Source organism: Streptomyces sp. NPDC040622 (assembly GCF_055593965.1).
In genome coordinates, this window is record NZ_JBVIXD010000010.1 from 470397 (window position 1) to 490805 (window position 20409).

Genomic DNA, 20409 nt, shown 5'->3' on the forward strand with positions numbered 1-20409 from the left:
CAAAGAAACGCGTCTCCGGAAGGTGAGAAAAAAGGTGGAAAACCTTCGAAATGGGGGGGGCCTACCCAGGAAGGGATCGGGGGAAAACCCTCTCCCCCACGCGGGGAACCCCCCTCCGCCGTGCGTACCCGCCTACGGCTTGCTGTTGGCGATCTGCTCCTCGTTGGGGATCGCCCCGCCGAAGCGGCGGTCCCGCGAGGCGTACTCGAGGCAGGCCCGCCACAGGTCGCGACGGTCGAAGTCCGGCCACAGGACATCCTGGAAGACCATCTCGGCGTAGGCGCTCTGCCAGAGCAGGTAGTTGGAGGTGCGCTGCTCGCCGCTCGGGCGCAGGAACAGGTCGACGTCCGGCATGTCCGCGTAGTACAGGTACTTCGCGAAGGTCTTCTCGTTGACCTTCGACGGGTTGAGCCGGCCCGCCTTCACGTCCTCCGCGAGAGCCATCGCCGCGTCCGCGATCTCGGCCCGGCCGCCGTAGTTCATGCAGAAGTACAGGGTGAGCTTGTCGTTGTCCTTGGTCTGCTCCTGGGAGATCTCCAGCTCCCTGGCGACCGACTTCCACAGCTTGGGCATCCGGCCCACCCAGCGCACCCGCACGCCGAGCTCGTCGAGCTGGTCGCGGGTCTTGCGGATGAAGTCGCGGTTGAAGTTCATCAGGAACTTCACCTCGTCCGGCGACCGCTTCCAGTTCTCCGTGGAGAAGGCGTACAGCGAGATCGCGCCGACGCCCATCTCGATGGCGCCCTGCAGCACGTCCAGGACGCGCTCGGCGCCGACCTTGTGCCCCTCGGTGCGCGGCAGGCCCCGGTCCTTGGCCCAGCGGCCGTTGCCGTCCATGACGATCGCCACGTGCCGCGGGACCAGCTCGCCGGGGATCTTCGGCGGTCGCGCGCCCGACGGGTGGGGGTTGGGCAGCGTGTACTCACGGCGAGACCGTCCGAGGATTCCGCGTCGTGCCATGGGGGGCTCTCTCCTGTACTCGGCTGTTCTGTTCTGAGCACGCTTCCGTGCTCAGGTGCTCTTCTCTACGTACCGCAAGGACCGCAGGCCGCGCTCCAGATGCCAGTGCAGGTAGGCGGAAACGAGCCCGCTGCCCTCCCTGGCGTGCCGCGCCTCGCACGCGTCGGCCGTCTCCCAGTCGCCGGTGAGCAGCGCGGCGAGCAGCGTGAGTGTCTGCGCGGACGGCACGACGCTGCCGGGCACCCGGCAGTCGACGCAAATCGAGCCGCCGGCCGCGACCGAGAAGAAGCGGTTCGGGCCCGGCATGCCGCACTTCGCGCAGTCGGTGAAGCTCGGCGCGTAGCCGTTCACGGCCAGGGAGCGCAGCAGGAAGGCGTCGAGGACGAGGTGCGGCTCGTGCTCGCCGCGGGCAAGGACCCGCAGCGCGCCGACGAGCAGCAGATACTGCTGCACCGCGGGCTCGCCCTCGTGGTCCGTGAACCGCTCGGCGGTCTCCAGCATGGCCGTCCCGGCCGTGTACCGCGTGTAGTCCGTGACGATTCCGCCACCGTACGGAGCGATGGTCTCACTCTGCGTGCACAACGGGAGCCCGCGCCCGACCAGTTCGCTGCCGCGCGCGAAGAACTGCACGTCGACGTGGGAGAAGGGCTCCAGGCGGGCCCCGAACTTGGACTTCGTACGGCGCACCCCCCGGGCCACCGCGCGTACGCGCCCGTGACCGCGCGTGAGCAACGTGATGATCCGGTCCGCCTCGCCCAGCTTCTGGGTGCGCAGCACGATGCCGTCGTCGCGGAACAGACTCATGGGGCCATTCTCGCGTATGCCGGCGCCTCCCCGGGCCCGGGTGCCCCGACCGGACCCTCAGGGCACCTCGCCCCGGCTCCGGGCGTTCGCGTACGCGGTCGCCGCGGTCAGCCTCTCCGAGGTGGTCGCGGTGCGAACCGCCTCGGGGGCGCAGTCCCACTCACGGCCCCCTCCGTAGGGGCGCAGCTGGACGTAGGGGCCCTCGTGACCCATCACCCGGCCGACGCGGCCGTTGCGGGTGTCGACCACGTACGAGCCGACCGGCAGGTGCAGATTCATGACGGCCTCCGCAGCACCGCCGCGAGGCGCGCCGCCGTGTCGACGGAACAGCCCCCCAATTCGATGCGCGGGCAGGGCGCCTCACGGGCGAGGGACGCGGGGTCGATCGCCACCGACGGCAACGTAATTCCCGCCTGCGTGAGCGCGGCGCGCAATTCCTTCACGGTTTCCTCCGCCTGTTCTGTGCAGCCCACTGCGTGGTGCTTCGATTCCGCCTTCACGTGGCTCCCCTTTGCCGCCGGATCTCACTCTTCACACACCTACGGTGGCGGCTTCCGCCTACACTCGGCAGGAGTCTGTCCTCTACAACTGCGGGGCAGTGGAAGGCGGTTGGCCATGGCCAATGGTTCGAGGCAGGCGGCCTGGGAGTTCTTCGGCGCGGAGCTGAAGAGACGGCGGGAGGATGCGGGGCTCAGCCAGACGGCCCTGGGGGTACGGGTATTCGTGTCCGGTGGATACATCGGCCAATTCGAACAGGCAATTCGCAAACCGCAGTTGGATGTCGCGGAGCGGATCGACGAGGTACTGCAAACCGACGGTATTTTCGAGCGGATGTGCCGCAAGCTGATCAAAGAGACCCGCTATGCGGAGTATTTCGCGCACGTCGCGGAGCTTGAGGGGCTCGCCACGGAGATCTGCGACTTCGCCCCGGCGGTGGTCCCGGGCTTGTTGCAAACGGGGGACTACGCTCGCGCGGTCTACCTGGCAAGCAACCCCCTGGCCTCCGAGGAGTACATCGAGGAGATGGTTCAGGTACGGCTGGACCGAGCCTCGATCCTCAAGGACGCGACTCGCCCTCTGTACTGGGCCATCTTGCACGAGTCCTTGCTGTACATCCCGGTAGGCGGCCCTACCACCATGGCCGAGCAGTTGGGTCACATCGCTGCAATGGTGCGCGAACGCAAGGCGTTGGTGCAGGTGCTGCCGTTCGCGGCTGGGGCGCACCCCGCGATGGGCAAGATGATGACGCTCATGGAGTTCGACGACGCCCCGCCAACCGCCTATACAGAGGCGGTGCTTTCGGGCAACTTGCTGGACGATCCGGCCGTAGTGAAACGTACGCGCGCGCATTACGATCTGCTCAGGGCCGCCTCCTTGCCCTTGGAAGCGTCTCTGGCCCTGATCGAAACGGCGGCGGAGGACTACAGACAATGCGCGAGTACGACCTGACCACCGCCCGCTGGCGCAAGAGCAGCCACAGCGGCGGCGACGGCGGCGAATCGTGCGTCGAGGTCGCGCACGACTTCCCCGGATCCGCACGCTGGCGCAAAAGCAGCCACAGCAACGGCGAGGGCGGCGACTGCGTCGAGGTCGCCGACGGAGTCCCCGGGGTCGTCCCCGTGCGCGACAGCAAGGTCCCCGAGGGCCCCGCCCTGGTGATCGGCGCCGACGCCTGGACCGCCTTCGTCGCGCACGCTGCCCGCCGCTAGGCGAACCCCTCCGACAGCGCCTGCGTCTGCGCGTACGAGGGGATGTCCGAGGGCAGCCGCGTGCCCTGCGCCACCGCTTCCACCGCCGCCAGAGCTCCCCGCAGCGCCGCCCGGAACGGCATCGAACCGCAGCTGAGTCTGCGGACGCCCGCCTCTGCCAGTTGTGAGAGGGACAGGCCGTCCGGGGCGTGGAGGATGTTGAGGGGGGTGGTGGTGGACAGGGATGCCACCAGGGTCGCGATGGCGTGCGGGGCGCGGAGGCCGGGGGCGAACACCCCGTCCGCTCCCGCCCGTTCGTACGCGGACAGGCGTTCCGCCGTCCGGTCCGTCTCGCCCGCCTCCGGGAGCCAGTACGTGTCCGTGCGGGCGTTGACGAAGAGGCGGCCCGAGACCGCCTCGCCGACCGCGCGGAGGATCTCGGCCTGGTGCGTGACGTCCCGGAGCGTGCCGTCCTGGCGGCCGTCCTCGATGTTGACGCCGACGATTCCCGCGTCCGCCAACTCGGCCACAAGTGCCGCGACTTCCTCGGGGCGGTCGCTGAAGCCGCCCTCGATGTCGACGCTGACCAGCGCGTCGAGACGGGCCAGGCCGTGCGCGAGGCGGAGGGTCTGCGCACGCGCGGCGCCCGTCCCGTCGGGCAGGCCCGCCGCGGCCGCCACCCCGAGGCTGGTCGTGCCGATCGCCCGGAACCCCGCGGCGGCGAACGCGGCGGCCGACGCGTGGTCCCAGGCGTTCGGCAGCAGCAGGGGCGCGTCAGCCGCGCGGTGCAGGGCGCGGAACTCCTCGTACCGGAGCGACTGACGTGACGGGGTCGGCTGAGGTGTCATGCCACGACCGTACGGGCCGGACGTTTCGGTGGGGGCCGAACCGTGCCGGAGAGGGGGCCGGTGTCACTCCTGGCGTACCGGAAAGTACGGGCGGGGCGTGACGCCCACGATGCGGTGGAAGGCGGCGACGAACGAGCCGGCCGAGGCGTAGCCGACGCGGCGGGCCACCGACTCCAGCGGCAGGCCCTCGGCCGGCAGCGGCATCGCGGCACGCATCCGCGACTGCTTGCGCCACCGCTTGCGCCACTGCCCGAAGTCGAGCCCGGTACGCCGGTCCTGGCGGAGCCGCCCGCGGGCTCGGGGTGTCCGGTACGCGACCTGGGACGGCGGCGTAGCCCGTCGCGGACACGGCGACGCCGGCCGTAGCGTCGCCGTATGCCGATGAACGAAGCACACCAAGCGCTGTGCGGCTCCGCGGAGTGGGCGCAGACCGTCAAGGACCGCATCCTGCCCTGGGCCCTCGACGGAGTCGACCTGGGCGACGACGTGGTGGAGATCGGGCCGGGGTACGGCGCCAACCTCCGCCTCCTCGTCGACCTCGTCCCCCGCCTCACCGCCCTGGAGATCGACGGTGCCACCGCCGCGCTCCTGGAGCGCACCTGGGGCGACCGGGCCCGCGTCCTGCACGCGGACGCGGCCCGGATGCCGCTGCCCGACGGCACGTTCTCCGCGGTCGTCGGGTTCACGATGCTGCACCACGTCCCCACGGACGCGCTCCAGGACCGCATCTTCGCGGAGGCCTTCAGGGTGCTGCGACCGGGCGGGGTCTTCGCGGGCAGCGACAGCCAGCCGAGCCGGGAACTGGACGAACTGCACGTCGGGGACGTCATGAACACGGTGGATCCGGCGCGGCTCCCCGGCCGATTGCGGGCCGCGGGCTTCACGGACACCGCCGTGGACCTGCACCCGGAGACCGGCGGCATGCGCTTTCGCGCGCACAAGCCGTAGCCGTGCCGCCACCCGAACCGTAGACCGAAGCAGGGTCCGCTCCAGCCGTACGGATATTGGCGAACCGGACCGCTGCGGGCAGGATGCCGGTATGAAGAGTGACCTGTTCTCCAGCGATCACATGGCGCAGCCGGCCCACGCCCCCGGTATGAGCCTGCAGAACGCCAAATCCATCAAGTACACACTGGACGGCGAGATGCTCGCCCGGCAGGGCGCGATGATCGCCTACCGCGGAAACCTGCAGTTCGAGCGCAAGGGCCAGGGCGTGGGCGGCATGCTCAAGCGGGCCGTGACCGGCGAGGGGCTGCCGCTGATGGCCGTGCGCGGCCAGGGCGAGGCGTGGTTCGCGCACGAGGCGCAGAACTGCTTCGTCGTCGACGTCGAGCCGGGCGACGTCCTCACGGTCAACGGCCGCAACGTCCTCTGCTTCGACGCGACCCTCTCGTACGAGATCAAGACCGTGAAGGGTTCGGGGATCGCCGGCGGCGGGCTGTTCAACAGCGTCTTCACCGGCGGCGGGCGCCTCGGCCTGGTCTGCGAGGGCAACCCGCTGGTGATCCCCGTGTCGCCGCAGCAGCCCGTGTACGTCGACACGGACGCGGTGGTCGGCTGGACCGCCAACCTCAGCACCACGCTGCACCGCTCGCAGTCCATCGGCTCGATGATCCGCGGCGGTTCCGGCGAGGCGGTGCAGCTGAAGCTGGAGGGCGAGGGGCACGTCATCGTGCGGCCGAGCGAGGCGACGCCCCAGAAGCCGCAGCAGCACTGAGGGAGCAGCGGAACGCAGGGAGGGGGCGGCCTCGGTCGATATTCGGCCGAGCCCGGCTACAGCCGGTGAGCAGGCATCTTGGGCGAGCAAGTACCTTTCGTCACATGGTTGTTGACCAAGGAGACACGATGGCGGGCGTGCGCCTGCGACCGCCCCGCCATCCCCTGGACCGCCGCGCCGTCGCCTGGTGGCGCACGCAGCTGCTGCTGGCGGTGGCCGCTCCGGTGGCGCTCCTCGGCCTGCTCGGCGCGCTCATCGCGCCCGCCCGCTTCTGGCTGCTGCTGCCCGCCGTGCTCATCGCGGTGCCGGGGCTGGTCGTCGGGCTGCTGCTGCCGCTGTGGTGGTACCAGGTGCACCGCTGGGAGGTCACCGACGACGCGGTGTACGTGCGGACCGGGTTCTTCTGGATGGAGGGCCGGATCGCGCCGATGTCCCGGCTGCAGACCGTGGACACGATGCGCGGCCCCGTCCAGCGGGTCTTCGGGCTGGCCACCGTGACGGTCACCACCGCGTCCGCCAGGGGCGCCCTGAAGGTCAAGGGCCTCGATCACGCGACGGCCGCCGAACTGGCCGAGCGGCTCGCGCTGGTCACCCAGGCGACCCCCGGTGACGCGACGTGAGCGGCCTCGCGGAGCCTGCCCCGCTGACCGCCGACACCGGGCTGACCGCCGACACCGGTACGGGTGCAAGTACGGGTACGGGTCCGGGGGCAGCCCCCGCCGAGGCCGGCCCGGAGAGCGGCTGGCGGCGGCTCGACCGGCGCTCGCTGCTCGTCACCGTCCAGATGACGGGCGGCGTCGTGAGCGCCATCGGCCTGCCGATCACCCTCAGCTTCCAGGGCTGGGTGCCCATGGGACCGGTCATCGCCTGGGCCGTGGGCCTGAGCCTGCTGGTGATCGGGGGCGGCATGGGCCTCGACGCGCTGCGGCTGCGCCACAGCCGCTACCGCATCGGCCCCGAACGCGCCGAGCTGCGCAGCGGCATCCTCTTCGTCAAGCACCGCTCCCTGAGCCGCGAGCGCATCCGCTCCGTCGACCTCGTCGCCCATCCCCTGCTGCGCCTGCTCGGCCTCGTCGAGGTCCGCATCGGCACCGGCGAGCAGAACTCCGCCCAGGAGGCGACGCTCGAACTCCGGCCCGTGCGCAGGGCGGAGGGCGAGCGGCTGCGGCGCGAACTGTTGAGCCGGGCGGCCAAGGATGCCGCGCCGGACACGCAGGGCACGATCGCCTCCCTCGACGTCCGGTGGATCCGTTACGCCCCGCTGTCCTTCGTCACCTCCGCGCTCGCGGCGGCGGCGGGCGGCGCGGTGATGCAGGTCAGCGAGTGGTTCGGGGTGCAGGAGGAAGTCATCGAGCGGGTGGGTGAGGCGTTCCGCGGGATGTCCGTCGCGGGCATGGTGCTCGCGCTGGTCGTGGGGGCGCTGGCGGCCGGTTCCGTGGGTGCGCTCGGGCTGTGGGTCGAGATGTGGTGGAGCTACCGCCTGGAGCGGGAGCCCGGCGGGACGCTGCGCGTGCGGCGCGGGCTCCTGACGACCCGCTCGGTCTCCCTGGAGGAGGCCAGGCTGCGCGGCGTCGACGTGGTGGAGCCGCTCGGCCTGCGGCTCTCGGGCGCGGCCCGCGTGGACGCGGTCGCCACGGGGCTCTCCCGCCGTGACGAGGAGGACCAGGCGGGCCCGAGCACCCTGCTGCCCGCCGCACCGCGCGGGCTCGCCGAGCAGGTGGCGGCGCAGGTCCTGCGGGAGCCGGTGACACCCACCGCCGCGCGGCTCACCCCGCATCCCCGGGCGGCGAGGGCCCGGCGGATCCGCTGGGCGGTGTCGGCGGCGCTGGCGCCCGCGCTGGTCCTGCTGCCGCTCGGGGCGCTGATCGGCGTGCCGGTCCTGACGTACCTGGGGGCGGGCACGGCCGTGGTGCTGGTACCGGCCGCGGTGGCGCTCGCCCGCGACGCGTACCGCAGCCTGGGGCACGCGCTCGCCGGGGACTACCTGGTCGTACGGTCAGGGACGCTGCGGCGGTCGACGGTGGCCCTGCGTCGCGGCGGGGTGATCGGCTGGACCGTGAAGCAGTCCGTGCTGCAGCGCAGGGCGGGCCTGGTGACGCTGAGCGCGACGACCGCCGCGGGCGCGCAGGCGTACGCGGCGTACGACGTGGGCGAGGCGGAGGGGCTCGAATTCGCGGAGCGGGCGGTGCCCGGCCTGCTCGGCCCGTTTCTGGAACACGGTCCGTCCCCGGAACGCGGTCCGTCCCCGGAACGCGGTCCGTCCCCGGCACGCGGCCCGCTGCGCTGAACCCCGGCCCGCCCGCCTCGCCGAACCCCCCGCTTCTGCCTGCCCTCGGCGACTAGCCGGCCGCCTGCGCCTGCCGCTCGTACCCGACGAGGCGCACGCACACGGTGAGGCCCTTGATCGCCTGCTCCAGCTCCGCGAGGCCCGGGTAGCTGGGCGCGACGCGGATGACGGCGTCGCGCGGGTCGTCGCCGTAAGGGTGCGTGGCACCGGCCGGGGTGAGGACGATGCCCGCCTCTGCGGCCCGGCGCACGACCTCCTTGGCGCAGCCGTCCGGGACTTCGAGAGTCACGAAGTAGCCGCCCTTGGGGGACGTCCACGTCGCGAGGCCGGTGCCGCCGAGCTCGGCGTCCAGGATCCGCGCGACCGTCTCGAACTTGGGCTGCAGCAGGGCGCGCTGGCGCTCCATGTGGGCCCGTACGCCGTCGGCGTCCTTCAGGAACATCACGTGCCGCAGCTGGTTGATCTTGTCGGGGCCGATCGACCGCTTCTGGTTGTTGGCCAGCAGCCACTTCACGTTGGCGGGCGACGAGCCGAAGAAGGCGACGCCCGCGCCGGCCACGGTGATCTTCGAGGTGGAGCCGAAGACGAACGCCCGGTCCTCGTTGCCCGCGTCCGCGCACGCGCCGAGCAGGTCGGCGATCTCGGCGGGCTCGTCGGTGAGGTGGTGGGCGGCGTACGCGTTGTCCCAGAAGATCCGGAAATCGGGAGCGGCGGTGGGCATCGCGGCGAGCCGCGCCACGGTCTCGTCGCTGTAGACGACGCCGTCGGGGTTGCTGTACTTCGGCACGCACCAGATGCCCTTGACCGCCGGGTCCTCGGCGACGAGCCGCTCCACGGCGTCCATGTCGGGGCCCTGCCCGGTCATCGGCACGGGGATCATGTCGATGCCGAACCGCTCGCAGAGCGCGAAGTGCCGGTCGTAGCCGGGCACCGGGCACAGGAACGCGACGCGCTCCTGGTCCGCCCAGCGGGACTCGGCGCCGGGCACCCGGCCGAGGAGGGCGTGCACGAGACAGTCGTGCATCAGCTCCAGGCTGGAGTTGCCGAGCGCGAGCAGCCGGCCCGCGGGCACCTGCAGCAGTCCGGCGAAGATCTCGCGGAGCTCGGGCAGGCCCTGCAGTCCGCCGTAGTTGCGCACGTCGGTGCCGTCGGCGGCGGTGTGGCGGCCACCGGGCAGGCTCAGCAGGTCCTCGGAGAGGTCGAGCTGCTCGGGCGCGGGCTTGCCCCGGGTGAGGTCGAGGGAGAGCCCGCGCCCCGCGAGTTCGTCGTAGTCCTTCCGCGCCCGCTCAAGCAGCCCGGCCGGGGCCTGGGCGTCGGGACTCAGCTCGGTGGTCATGGTGTGGCCTCTCGCAGGTACCGCTTCGATGGCTTCGGTCGCTCCGGTCGACGGAGCGCCCCGAGGATACAAACCGTGCCGGGCCCGCGCCCCGGACGACCGCACCGCGAGACCGCCGGTCCCGGCCGCCCACCGGCCCACCCCGAACGGCCCCGCCTCCCCCGCGCGTCGGCCTCATCGCGCCCCACCCGGCCCACCACCGCAGCAAGCCCTTGCCGGAGGCCTTGACCGGCCCTCCCGCCGCTCCTATCGTCGCCTCGCCACCCATGACGTAGGACGTGGGACCTCTTCGTGTGGAACCTCTAGCAGGAGGCAACGACACAGTGAGCGAACAGACCTCTCGGACCGTGCGCCACGCGGTCACGCCGGGCCGCCGGACCTTCCTCAGGTACACCGGCGCGCTGAGCGCGGCGGCCGCCGTCACCACCTCGCTCTCCGCCTGCTCGTCGGGGCCCGAGTCCACCAACGAGACCGGGGGCGGCGGCAAGGGCGGCGGCTCGACGCTCACGGCCGTCATCGGCTACGGCAACGACGGCAGCTGGGATCCGACGCAGACCGCGTCCGCCTTCGCGATGGCCGGCAACGAGCACATCTACGAGGGGCTGCTCGGCACCGACCCGATCACCCGCGAGCCCTACGCCGCGCTCGCCACCGAGATACCGAACGACCTCAGGGCGACCACCTGGAAGTTCACCCTGCGCCCCGGCGCCACGTGGCACGACGGCAAACCGGTCACCGCCGACGACGTCGTCTTCGTCTTCGACCGCATCCTCGACCCCACGACGCAGACCCTCGCCAAGGGCTTCTTCGCGAGCTGGCTCAAGGAGGTCAGGAAGGTCGACGCGACCTCCGTCGAGCTGCGCCTGAAGTTCCCCTTCCCCGACGGCGCCGCCCGCCTCTCCCTCGCCAAGATCATGCCGAAGCACGTCTTCTCGAAGCCGGGCGCCTGGGACGAGGCGACCAAGGGCAAGGCCGTGGGCTCGGGACCGTACCGGCAGACCGCGCACCACCCGAAGTCGAACACCACCTTCGAGGCCTTCGACGACTACAACGGGCCGCGCAAGGCCGCCTTCAAGAAGATGAACTGGCTGACCATCGTGGACGCCGCGCCGCGCGTCGCGAAGATCTCCGGCGGCAGCGCGGACGCGGAGATCGCCGACAACATCCCGTACGCCAACATCGAGCAGCTCAAGAAGGGCGGGATGACCGTCGAGGGCGGCGCGGGGATGAACAACCTCTTCCTGCTCTTCAACACCGCGCACAAGCCCTTCGACGACGTCCGTGTCCGCCAGGCCCTGCACTACGCCATCGACCGCGACAAGATGATCGAGGCCGCCCTCAAGGGCCACGGCAAGGCGTCGACGTCCTTCCTCAACGAGGCCAACCCCTCCTACCGGCCCGCCAGGACGGTGTACGCGTACGACCTGGCGAAGGCGAGGAAACTCCTGAAGGCGGCGGGGGTCGGCAAGCTGAGCATCAACCTCATGGCCGTGAACGTGAGCTGGATCGTGGACTGCCTGCCGACCATCCAGGACGGCTGGGAGAAACTGGGCGTCGAGGTCACCCTCGACCCGCAGGAGACCACGGCCGTCTTCACCAAGCTGGACCAGAAGAAGGACTTCCAGGTCGTCGCGGCCGCCTCGAACCCCAACCAGTTCGGGCTCGACGCCGACCTGATCATGCACTACAACTACGGCCCCGGGAACCTGTGGATGGGCTACGCGCGCTGGGCCGGCGACTCCGTGGCCAAGAAGCTCTTCAAGGACATGGACCAGGCCACCCGCGAACCCGACGCGGGCCGCAAGAAGACCATGGTCCAGGAGTACATCGACGTCGTCGCGGAACAGGCCGTGCTCTACCCGGTCGTCCACAACGAGCTGATGACGGCCTGGGACCCGAAGAAGGTCACCGGGGTCAAGGCCCAGCCCTACCCGGGGATCAACCTGCTGCAGGCCAAGTGGGCCTGATGCCCGGCGAGTCCAGGAGCCGCATGCCGTGACCGCAGTCCTCAGAATCCTGGCCCGCCGCGTCGCCCTGCTCGTCCCGCTGCTGCTCGGCATCGTGCTCTTCGTGTTCCTCGTGATGCGCTTCTCGGACGTCGACCCGGCCTCCGCGTTCTTCCAGGGCGCCAACCCGACCCCCGAGCAGCTGCGCCGGTTCCGCGAGGAGAACGGGCTGCTCGACCCGCTGCCCGTGCGCTACATCGCCTTTGTCGGGGACCTCCTCCACGGCGACATGGGCATCAGCGTCCTGAACCGCTCCCCCGTGCTGGACCAGGTCACCACCGCCCTGCCGCTCACGATGCAGCTCACCTTCCTGGGCCTCGGCATCGCCGTGGTGCTCTCCCTGACCCTCGGCGTCACCGCCGCGATCCACCGCGACCGGCTGCCGGACCAGCTGATCCGCGTCGTCTCGCTGACCGGCGTCGCCGCACCCGGCTTCTGGCTGGCGCTGCTGATGATCCAGTACCTGGCCGTCGACCTCGGCTGGTTCCCGACCGGCGGCTACATCAACCCCGCCGACTCCTTCACGGGCTGGCTCAGGACCATGACGCTGCCCGCCTTCGCGCTCTCCCTGCCGGTCGCGGCCGGCCTCACCCGGATCATCCGCACGGCCGTCGTCGAGGAGCTCGACAAGGACTACGTGCGCACCGCGATCGGCTGCGGGCTTCCGCCGGTGGTCGTCGTCGGCCGCAACGTGCTGCGCAACGCCCTCATCAATCCCCTGACCGTGCTCGGCCTGCGCGTCGGCTATCTGCTCGGCGGTGCCGTCGTCATCGAGACGATCTTCTCGCTGCCCGGCATGGGCAAGCTGATGATCGACGCCGTGAAGAACGGCGACCCGGCCGTCGTGCAGGGCGTCGTCATCACCACCGCCGTCGGCTTCGTCGTCGTCAACCTCGTCATCGACGTCCTCCACCTGCTGGTCAACCCGCGTCTGAGGGGGGCCGGCTGATGTTCACCTCACGCAAGGCGCTCACCGAACGCCTCTCCGTGCCCGGCCTGCGGCTCCGCTCCCTGCGGCGCCTCCCCGTACTGTCCCGCGTCGCGGTCGGCGTCGTCGGCCTCGTCGTCCTGGTGGCCCTGTTCGCACCGCTGATCGCCCCGCACGACCCGCTCGACCAGCAGCCCCAGACCGACGGCACGGGACACCCCTCCGGCGACCACTGGATGGGCCAGGACAGCCTGGGCCGCGACATCCTCAGCAGGCTGATGTACGGGGCGCGCTGGTCGCTGGCGATCGGGCTCGGCGCCACCCTGCTCGCCCTTCTCGTCGGCGCGGTCATCGGCGCGGTCGCCGCGACCTCCCGCAAGGCCGTCGACGAGACGCTGATGCGCTGCCTGGACGTCGTCATGGCGTTTCCCGGCATCGCGCTCGCCGCCGTGCTCGTCGCGGTCTTCGGCGGCGGCATCACCGTCCTGATCTGCGCCATCGCCTTCCTGTTCACCCCGCCGATCGCCCGGGTCGTACGGGCCAACGTGCTCGACCAGTACGGCGAGGACTACGTCGTCGCCGAACGCGTCATCGGCGCCCGCACCCCGCACATCCTGATCCGGCACGTCGCCGTGAACTGCGCGGCACCCATCCTCGTCTTCTGCACGGTGCAGGTCGCCGAGGCCGTCGTCTTCGAGGCCTCGCTCTCCTTCATCGGCGCCGGCGTGCGGCCGCCCGACCCGTCCTGGGGCAGCGTCATCGCCGACGGCAAGAACATGGTCCTGATCGGCGGCTGGTGGGCGACGGTCTTCCCCGGACTCCTGATGCTGCTCACCGTCCTCGCCCTGAACATCCTCTCCGAGGGCGTGTCGGACGCGTGGGCGGCGCCGTCCGGCCGGGACGTCCCGGCCGCGGCCCGCGCCCGGGACCGCCTGGAGGCCCCCGAGCCGGGCGGCGGCCAGGTCCTCGAACTGCCCGGCCTGACCGAGGCGGCCCGGCGCCTGCGCGCCCGCGCCCGACCCCTGCCGACGGGCGCCCCCGTCCTGGACGTCACCGGCCTGACCCTCTCCTTCCCCGAGCGCCACGGCGGCGTGGACATCGTCGACGGCATCAGCTTCGCCGTGCGCCCCGGCGAAGTCCTCGGCCTGGTCGGCGAATCGGGCTGCGGCAAGTCGCTGACCGCGCTGACGGTGATGGGCCTTGAGCCCAGGGGCGCCCGGGTCGGCGGGCGGATCACCTTCGACGGCCAGGAGCTCGTCGGGCTGCCCGCGCGGGCCAGGCGCCGGCTCCTCGGCCACGCCATGGCGATGGTCTACCAGGACGCGCTGTCCTCGCTGAACCCGGCGATGACCGTACGTGCGCAGCTGCGGCAGGTCGTCCGCAGGGGCGGCCGCCGCTCCCCCGCGGCCCTCCTCGAACTGGTCGGCCTCGACCCCGAACGGACACTGCGCAGCTACCCGCACGAGCTGTCCGGCGGCCAGCGCCAGCGCGTCCTGATCGCCATGGCCCTCTCCCGCGACCCGAAACTGATCGTCGCCGACGAGCCGACCACCGCGCTCGACGTCACCGTGCAGGCGCAGATCATCCAGCTCCTGCTGCGCCTGCGCGAGGAGTTGGGGTTCGCCCTGATCCTCGTCTCGCACGACCTGGCGCTCGTCGCCGACGTCACCGACCGGGTGGTGGTCATGTACGGCGGACAGATCGTCGAGACGGGCGTGACCGCCGACCTGGTCGAGGCCCCGGCCCACCACTACACGCGCGGGCTGCTCGGCTCGGTGCTCTCCCTGGAGTCGGCGCAGCAGCGGCTCACCCAGATCAAGGGCGTCGTCCCGTCCCCCGCCGACTTCCCGGCAGGCTGCAGATTCTCGGACCGCTGCCCCCTGGCGAGCGACCTGTGCCGAAGCGACGCCCCGCAGCTGCTCGGCGACCGCGCCCACGCGACGGCATGCCACCATCCGGCGCCACTGAGCCCCGCGAGGGGCACGGGGAGCCGCGCGAACGGCCACGACGAACCGGCGTCCGCGCACCGGGTCGAGCTCCCCGCGGCGCGCCGCCCCACGACGGATCGCCCCACGACGGAGGGAGAGCCGACATGACCACCACGGCCACCATGACGACCCCGATCGTGGCGCTGGACGACGTGCACGTCGTGCACAGGGCCCGCTCCGGGGGCCTGTTCTCCCGGGACCACGTGTACGCCCTCACCGGGGCGACCCTGACCGTCGCCCCCGGCGAGACCGTCGGCGTGGTCGGCGAGTCGGGCTGCGGCAAGTCGACCCTGGCCAGGGTCCTGGTCGGCGTACAGCGCCCCACGGCGGGCACGGTGGCCTTCCGGGGCGAGGACCTGTGGACCATGGGATCCGCCCCCCGCAGGACGGCGATCGGCACACACACCGGAATGATCTTCCAGGACCCCTCGACCGCCCTGAACCGCAGGCTCACGGTCCGCCGGATCCTCCGCGACCCCCTGGACGTGCACCGCCGCGGCACGCCGGCCGGGAGGGACGAGCGCGTACGGGAACTGATGTCCCTGGTCGGCCTGCCGACCGCTCTCGCCGAGGGGCTGCCGGGACAGCTCTCGGGCGGTCAGCGCCAACGCGTGGCGATCGCCCGTGCCCTCGCCCTGGAACCGGACCTGGTGGTCGCCGACGAGCCCACCAGCGCCCTCGACGTGTCGGTGCGCGCCCAGATCCTCAACCTGCTCCTCGACCTGAAGGAGCGCCTGGGCCTGGCGCTGGTCTTCGTCTCCCACGACATCCAGACCGTCCGCAGGATGAGCGACCGCGTCGTGACGATGTACCTCGGCCGGATCGTCGAGGAGGCGCCGGCCGCCGAGATCCTGGACCGCGCCCGCCACCCGTACACGCGCGCCCTGTTCTCCGCCACCCCGGGCCTGCTCGACCCCATCGACCCGATCCCGCTGGCGGGCCCCGTGCCGTCGGCGACCCGCCCGCCGAGCGGCTGCCCCTTCCGTACCCGCTGCTGGCGGGCGGACGAGGTGTGCGCCACGGCGATGCCGGAGATCCGGTCGGACACCCGGCCGGAAGCTGCCGGGTCCGCCCCCCGGCCGGCGGACCCCGCGCACCGCTTCCGCTGTTTTCACCCCGTCGACGGGGGACAGTCGACCCACGACCTCGTCACCCAGGCCGCCGCCACGGCCTTCGCCGACCCCAGGGAGCGTCCATGAACCCCACCCCGCCGACCGGTGTCGTCCCACCCGTCTGCACCCCGCTGACACCGGACCGCGAGGTGGACGTCCCCTCCCTCGTCCGGCTCGTCGACCACCTGGTCGCGGGCGGCGTCGACGGCCTGTTCGTGCTCGGCTCGACCTCGGAGGTCGCCTATCTGACGGACGCGCAGCGCGCCCTGGTCGTCGACACGGTCGTACGGCACGTGGGCGGCCAACTGCCCGTCATCGCGGGGGCGATCGACATGACGACCCCCCGCGTCCTGGACCGTGCGCGGGCCGCCGTCGCGGCGGGCGCGGACGCGGTCGTGGTCACCGCGCCCTTCTACACGCGGACCCACCCGGCCGAGATCTCCCGCCACTTCCGGCTGGTCGCGGCGGGCTGCGGGGTGCCGGTCGTCGCGTACGACCTGCCGGTGGCCGTCCACTCCAAGCTGGGCGCGGAGCTGGTCCTCGAACTGGCGGCGGACGGCGTGCTCGCGGGCCTGAAGGACTCCAGCGGCGACGAGGGCTCCTTCCGCTCCGTCGTCCTCGGCAAGCGGTCGCGGCCGGGGCTCGCGGGCTTCGGCGTCCTGACGGGGTCGGAGGTGACGGCCGACTCGGCGCTGGCGATGGGCGCGGACGGCGTCGTGCCGGGCCTCGGGAACGTGGACCCCGAAGGGTACGTGCGCCTCCATCGCGCCTGCCGGGCGGGCGACTGGGCGCAGGCGCGGGCCGAACAGGAGCGGCTGTGCGGCCTGTTCGGGATGGTCACGGCCGGGGACCCGGCCCGGATGGGCGCGAGCTCCGCCGCGCTCGGCGCGTTCAAGGCCGCGCTGCACCTGCGCGGGATCATCGACTGCCCGGCGACGGCCGAGCCGCAGGTCCCGCTGTCGGCGGCGGAGACCGAGCGGGTGGGCAAGCACCTGGCGGCAGCGGGACTGCTGTGAGGGGCCGGCGCCCTCGGCCTCCCTCAGGGAGAGGGCGCCGTCCCCGGGGCGACGAGTCCCGACTCGTAGGCGGTGATGACGAGTTGGGCCCTGTCCCGGGCGCCCAGCTTTCCCATGATCCGGCTGACGTGTGTCTTCGCGGTCAGCGGACTCAGGCCCAGCGCGTCGGCGATCTCCTGGTTGTTCCGGCCGCGCGCGACGAGCCGCAGGACCTGCCGTTCCCGCTCCGAGAGGCCCTCGGGCCCGCCGGTCGGGGGCGGCGGCGTGTCCGCCGCGCGCAGCACGCGGGCGATCAGTCGGGCCGTGGGGCCCGGCGACAGGAGGGAGTCGCCCGCGGCCACCGTGCGGATGGCGTCGAGGAGTTCGGCGGGCCTGGTGTCCTTGACGAGGAAGCCGGACGCGCCCGCGCGCAGTGCGTCGAGGACGTGCTCGTCGGTGTCGTACGTCGTCAGCATCAGGACCTTCACGCCCGCCAGGTCCTCGTCGGCCGCGAGCAGCCGGGTCGCCTCGATGCCGTCGAGGTCGGGCATGCGGATGTCCATGACGACGAGGTCGGCGCGCTCGGCGCGGGCCAGTTCGACCGCCGAGCGTCCCGTGCCGGCCTGCGCGACGACCTCCATGTCGGGCGCCGAGTCGACGAGCATCGCGAACGCGGCGCGTACCAGCGTCTGGTCGTCGGCGAGCAGCACGCGGATCGTCATCGCCCGCCTCCCGAAGCACGCGTCGTCATGACAGACCTCCCAGGGACACGGGTGCCAGGGGCAGCACCGCGGCCACCATGAAACCTCCCTCGGGGCGCGGGCCCGCGTCCAGGGTGCCGCCGACCGTGCGGGCCCGCTCCCGCATGCCCAGGAGACCGAATCCCGGCGTGTGGGCGGCCTCGTGGGCCCGGCCGCCGGAGCCGTCGTCCGTGACCCGTACGCACAGCGCCGCGTCCTCCTCGCGCACCGAGACCCGCACGGTGCTGCCGGGACCCGCGTGCCGCACGACGTTGGTGAGGGCCTCCTGCACGATCCGGTAGGCCGCGACGCCGACGGCGGGCGGCGCCTGGCACTCGGCCACGGCCAGCTCCACGCGGGCGCCCGCCGTGCGGGCCGCGGCGGCGAGGTCGGGCAGGCCGTCGAGGCCCGGCAGCGGGCCGCGCGCCCCGCCGTCCTCGTCCTCGGCGCCGGAGCGCAACACCTGGAGTGTGGCCCGGAGTTCACCGCGTGCGGTGCGGCAGGTGTCGGCGACGTCGTCGAGCGCCTTGGCGACGGCCGCGCGGTCGAGGCGTTCCGGATCGGCGGCCAGTACGTGCGCGGCGACGGACGTCTGGACGCCGACGAGCGTGATGCTGTGCGCGAGGAGGTCGTGCAGGTCGCGGGCGACCCGCAGGCGTTCCTCGGCGACCCGGCGGCGCGCCTCCTCCTCGCGGGTGCGCTCCGCGCGCTCGGCCCGCTCCACCACGGAGGCGACGTACTGGCGGTGGATGCGTACGTACACGCCGAGCAGCAGGAAGGCGACGATCCAGCCGGAGATGCGCAGCGACTCCGCGCCCTCGGCCATGCCCTCGTGGAACTTCAGGCCCAGCATGATGCTCATGACCCCGGCGCCGACGAGGGCGGTGCTGCGCGGCCTGCACCGGGACGCCACGGTGAACAGGCCGGCCATCGACACCGCCATGGGCGCGGAGTGGTTGGCGCCCAGCGAGTGGTAGGTGAGCAGGATCGCCATCAGGGCGAGCATGACGCGCATCGGAGCGCGCCGCCGCCACACGATGACGCCGTGCGCGGCGAGCAGCAGCGCCCAGCCGTACGCGTCGGGCGGGTCGCCGTTGTCCCGCACGATCCGCACGGTCACGACGGCGCACGCCGCCATGGCCAGGGCGAACAGGGCGTCGGTGCGCAGTCGTTCGCCGGGGGCGGCGGGGCCGAGGACGCGTTCGACGAGGTTGCGGCGGCCGGGGCACGGCCGGGCGACCGGTCCTGCCAGAGATGACTCCACGGCCCCATCCTCGGGCACACGGGCGCCCCTGCGGGAGGGGAGGGGCGCGTGCGGGGGCCGGCGCGACGGGGGCCGGCTCAAGGCGAGGCGACCGGGACGGGTCCGGCCTCGGGGGCCGCGGGCCTGTCCGCCGGGCGCCTGGAGAGCGGTCCGGGCCACCACACCTTCCTGTTGAGCGCGACGCTCGCGCTCGTCACCAGGTACGTGCGGACCAGGAAGGCGTCGGGCAGCACGGCGCCGCTCGCGAGCACGACCAGCGGCCTGCGCCCGGCGGAGCTGCCCCTCACCAGGGGCGAGTTGCCCGGTACGCCGCTGTGAGGCCTGGGGGCGGCCGTGCTCAGGAAGGCGTCCGCGCCGTCGCCAGCAGGCGAATCACGTCCTCCGAGCAGATCGTCAGCGCGCAGCCCGCCGTGCTGAGCACGTCCCGTTCGGCCGTGGTGTAGGGGCCGTCGGCCAGGGCGATGCGGGCGCCCTGGAGGAGGAGGGCCTCGCGGCCCGCGGGGGCGAGGTGCGGGGCCAGGGGGCCCAGCGCCTCGTGGAGTTCGATGGCGAGGCCGGGGCCGCAGTCGGGCTCGGTGGCGCGTCCCGCGTCCGTGGCGAGCGCGTCGACGAGGGCGACGAGCTGCTCCTCGGTGCAGTCGTCGTGGCCCGCGCCGTGCAGCGCGGCGACCGCCGTGTCCAGGGTCGAGCGGGAGGTGGTGCCGCCGGTGGAGAGGACCGCGAGGACGATGGTGTGCACGGCGTCGCGGAGCATCGCGGAGAGCCGGGTGGTGGTGGGGTGGTCCAGGACGTCCGGGTCGAACAGGTCCTGGCAGGCGGCGCACTGGATGACGGGACCCGCGGTGCCGCGCGGCAGGACGGGCAGGCCGAGCAGGACGAAGCGGCGCCGGCCCGTGAGCCGCTGGAAGTTGCGGTCGCCGCCGCACGCGGGGCAGAAGAATTCACCGTCGCCGACGGTGTCCCAGGCCGTGTGCATGCCGAACGTCCGCCGGTACAGCGCCCACCCGCGTGAGACCGGTTTGGCGGGGATGCGGGAATTCCGGCCGGTTCGTCCCCGATCTGGCAGCACCACGCACCTCCGTAACTCCCCGGCTGCATTGCCGCGTTGGCGTGATGTTAGCCACATCCTTGATGTGACGTCAGCACCTCGTACAGGAGAGCGAGTCGAACGTGGCCGGGAGACGACGCGGCCCCGCCCGCCACAGGGGCGGACGGGGCCGGGCCGAAACGGTGTGCGGACTAGCGTGCCGCGCGGTTGACGGCGGAGACGACGGCCTTCAGGGACGCGCGTGTCGTGTTGGCGTCGATGCCGATGCCCCAGAGGACCTTGTCGCCGATCGCGCACTCGATGTACGAGGCGGCCTGCGCGGACGCGCCCTCGCTCATCGTGTGCTCCTGGTAGTCCAGCAGGCGTACGTCGATGCCGATGCCCTGCAGCGCGTCGAAGAACGCGGAGATCGGACCGTTGCCGGTACCGGTCAGCACGGTGTCCGCGCCGTCCAGCGTGGCCTCGACGGTGAGGGTGTCGACGCCGTCGGTGTCGGTCGTCGTCTGGCCGTTCTTGACCTGAATCCGACCCCAGGGGTTCGCCGGGTTCGGCAGGTACTCGTCCTGGAAGACGCTCCAGATCGCGCCCGGCGTGACTTCGCCGCCTTCGGCGTCGGTCTTCGCCTGGATGATCCGCGAGAACTCGATCTGCATACGGCGCGGCAGGTCGAGCTTGTGGTCGTTCTGCA

23 protein-coding genes are annotated in these 20409 nt (G+C 72.3%); 11 read left to right on the forward strand and 12 right to left on the reverse strand.

Annotated features, from left to right (window positions below):
- Window positions 1–132: 132 nt before the first annotated feature.
- Genes ACZ592_RS30025 through ACZ592_RS30040 form a run of 4 tightly spaced genes read right to left on the reverse strand, consistent with a single transcriptional unit; the run spans window position 133 to window position 2264 of the window.
- Window positions 133–960 (reverse strand): isoprenyl transferase, encoded by an 828-nt coding sequence (locus tag ACZ592_RS30025; protein ID WP_471584786.1) that lies wholly within the window; start codon window positions 958–960, stop codon window positions 133–135.
- Between the two features lie 51 nt (window positions 961–1011).
- Window positions 1012–1764, reverse strand: coding sequence for a DNA repair protein RecO (gene recO, locus ACZ592_RS30030; protein ID WP_471584787.1), 753 nt, complete (start codon window positions 1762–1764; stop codon window positions 1012–1014).
- 57 nt (window positions 1765–1821) lie between these two features.
- Window positions 1822–2037 (reverse strand): hypothetical protein, encoded by a 216-nt coding sequence (locus tag ACZ592_RS30035; RefSeq protein ID WP_471584832.1) that lies wholly within the window; start codon window positions 2035–2037, stop codon window positions 1822–1824.
- A 2-nt stretch (window positions 2038–2039) separates the two neighbouring features.
- Window positions 2040–2264, reverse strand: a complete 225-nt coding sequence (locus ACZ592_RS30040; RefSeq protein WP_471584788.1) for a hypothetical protein — start codon at window positions 2262–2264, stop codon at window positions 2040–2042.
- A gap of 115 nt (window positions 2265–2379) precedes the next feature.
- Here ACZ592_RS30040 and ACZ592_RS30045 point away from each other — a divergent pair, with 115 nt between their 5' ends.
- The gene (locus ACZ592_RS30045; RefSeq protein WP_471584789.1) at window positions 2380–3213 is read left to right on the forward strand and encodes a helix-turn-helix domain-containing protein; all 834 of its coding nucleotides are present in this window, start codon (window positions 2380–2382) and stop codon (window positions 3211–3213) included.
- Window positions 3195–3473, forward strand: coding sequence for a DUF397 domain-containing protein (locus tag ACZ592_RS30050; RefSeq protein WP_471584790.1), 279 nt, complete (start codon window positions 3195–3197; stop codon window positions 3471–3473). Before ACZ592_RS30045 ends, ACZ592_RS30050 begins: the two co-directional genes overlap by 19 nt.
- On the opposite strand, the gene ACZ592_RS30055 is transcribed toward ACZ592_RS30050, so the two are convergent.
- Entirely contained in the window at window positions 3470–4300 is an 831-nt protein-coding gene (locus ACZ592_RS30055) for an isocitrate lyase/PEP mutase family protein (RefSeq protein WP_471584791.1), read from the reverse strand. The genes ACZ592_RS30050 and ACZ592_RS30055 overlap by 4 nt on opposite strands.
- A gap of 63 nt (window positions 4301–4363) precedes the next feature.
- Window positions 4364–4516 (reverse strand): hypothetical protein, encoded by a 153-nt coding sequence (locus ACZ592_RS30060; RefSeq protein ID WP_471584792.1) that lies wholly within the window; start codon window positions 4514–4516, stop codon window positions 4364–4366.
- A gap of 159 nt (window positions 4517–4675) precedes the next feature.
- Between ACZ592_RS30060 and ACZ592_RS30065 the strand changes: the two genes are divergently transcribed.
- The 4 genes from ACZ592_RS30065 (at window position 4676) to ACZ592_RS30080 (ending at window position 8304) form a co-directional block, all read left to right on the forward strand.
- Window positions 4676–5248 carry a class I SAM-dependent methyltransferase gene (locus tag ACZ592_RS30065; RefSeq protein ID WP_471584793.1) on the forward strand — a complete coding sequence of 191 codons (573 nt, stop codon included), beginning with the start codon at window positions 4676–4678 and terminating at the stop codon, window positions 5246–5248.
- Window positions 5249–5339: 91 nt separating this feature from the next.
- Window positions 5340–6017, forward strand: coding sequence for an AIM24 family protein (locus ACZ592_RS30070; protein WP_471584794.1), 678 nt, complete (start codon window positions 5340–5342; stop codon window positions 6015–6017).
- Between the two features lie 104 nt (window positions 6018–6121).
- On the forward strand, window positions 6122–6637 hold the full coding sequence (locus ACZ592_RS30075; RefSeq protein WP_471584795.1) for a PH domain-containing protein: 516 nt from the start codon (window positions 6122–6124) through the stop codon (window positions 6635–6637).
- Entirely contained in the window at window positions 6634–8304 is a 1671-nt protein-coding gene (locus ACZ592_RS30080; RefSeq protein ID WP_471584796.1) for a PH domain-containing protein, read from the forward strand. Before ACZ592_RS30075 ends, ACZ592_RS30080 begins: the two co-directional genes overlap by 4 nt.
- A 52-nt stretch (window positions 8305–8356) precedes the next feature.
- Here the strand turns inward: ACZ592_RS30080 and ACZ592_RS30085 are convergent, their stop codons facing one another.
- Window positions 8357–9640 carry an aspartate aminotransferase type Ic gene (locus tag ACZ592_RS30085; protein WP_471584797.1) on the reverse strand — a complete coding sequence of 428 codons (1284 nt, stop codon included), beginning with the start codon at window positions 9638–9640 and terminating at the stop codon, window positions 8357–8359.
- Between the two features lie 323 nt (window positions 9641–9963).
- On the opposite strand from ACZ592_RS30085, the gene ACZ592_RS30090 reads away from it, so the two are divergent.
- Genes ACZ592_RS30090 through ACZ592_RS30110 form a run of 5 tightly spaced genes read left to right on the forward strand, consistent with a single transcriptional unit; the run spans window position 9964 to window position 16690 of the window.
- A complete protein-coding gene (locus ACZ592_RS30090; protein ID WP_471584798.1) occupies window positions 9964–11607 on the forward strand; it encodes an ABC transporter substrate-binding protein in 1644 nt (547 codons plus the stop codon).
- A gap of 28 nt (window positions 11608–11635) precedes the next feature.
- Window positions 11636–12595, forward strand: a complete 960-nt coding sequence (locus ACZ592_RS30095; protein ID WP_471584799.1) for an ABC transporter permease — start codon at window positions 11636–11638, stop codon at window positions 12593–12595.
- Window positions 12595–14670, forward strand: coding sequence for a dipeptide/oligopeptide/nickel ABC transporter permease/ATP-binding protein (locus ACZ592_RS30100; protein WP_471584800.1), 2076 nt, complete (start codon window positions 12595–12597; stop codon window positions 14668–14670). The genes ACZ592_RS30095 and ACZ592_RS30100 overlap by 1 nt, the downstream gene beginning before the upstream one ends.
- Window positions 14667–15761 (forward strand): oligopeptide/dipeptide ABC transporter ATP-binding protein, encoded by a 1095-nt coding sequence (locus ACZ592_RS30105; protein ID WP_471584801.1) that lies wholly within the window; start codon window positions 14667–14669, stop codon window positions 15759–15761. The genes ACZ592_RS30100 and ACZ592_RS30105 overlap by 4 nt, the downstream gene beginning before the upstream one ends.
- Entirely contained in the window at window positions 15758–16690 is a 933-nt protein-coding gene (locus tag ACZ592_RS30110; protein WP_471584802.1) for a dihydrodipicolinate synthase family protein, read from the forward strand. The genes ACZ592_RS30105 and ACZ592_RS30110 overlap by 4 nt, the downstream gene beginning before the upstream one ends.
- Window positions 16691–16713: 23 nt before the next feature.
- Here the strand turns inward: ACZ592_RS30110 and ACZ592_RS30115 are convergent, their stop codons facing one another.
- From ACZ592_RS30115 to ACZ592_RS30135, 5 genes are all read right to left on the reverse strand, one after another.
- Complete coding sequence (locus ACZ592_RS30115) at window positions 16714–17391, reverse strand: response regulator transcription factor (protein ID WP_471584803.1); 678 nt, start codon at window positions 17389–17391, stop codon at window positions 16714–16716.
- 25 nt (window positions 17392–17416) lie between these two features.
- The gene (locus tag ACZ592_RS30120; protein ID WP_471584804.1) at window positions 17417–18673 is read right to left on the reverse strand and encodes a sensor histidine kinase; all 1257 of its coding nucleotides are present in this window, start codon (window positions 18671–18673) and stop codon (window positions 17417–17419) included.
- 77 nt (window positions 18674–18750) lie between these two features.
- Window positions 18751–18960: a hypothetical protein gene (locus tag ACZ592_RS30125; RefSeq protein ID WP_471584805.1), complete on the reverse strand. Its 210-nt coding sequence runs from the start codon at window positions 18958–18960 to the stop codon at window positions 18751–18753.
- Between the two features lie 50 nt (window positions 18961–19010).
- Window positions 19011–19742 carry a TerB family tellurite resistance protein gene (locus tag ACZ592_RS30130; RefSeq protein WP_471584806.1) on the reverse strand — a complete coding sequence of 244 codons (732 nt, stop codon included), beginning with the start codon at window positions 19740–19742 and terminating at the stop codon, window positions 19011–19013.
- A 170-nt stretch (window positions 19743–19912) separates the two neighbouring features.
- On the reverse strand, window positions 19913–20409 hold a 497-nt coding region (locus tag ACZ592_RS30135), incomplete at its 5' end, for an alpha-isopropylmalate synthase regulatory domain-containing protein (RefSeq protein WP_471584807.1).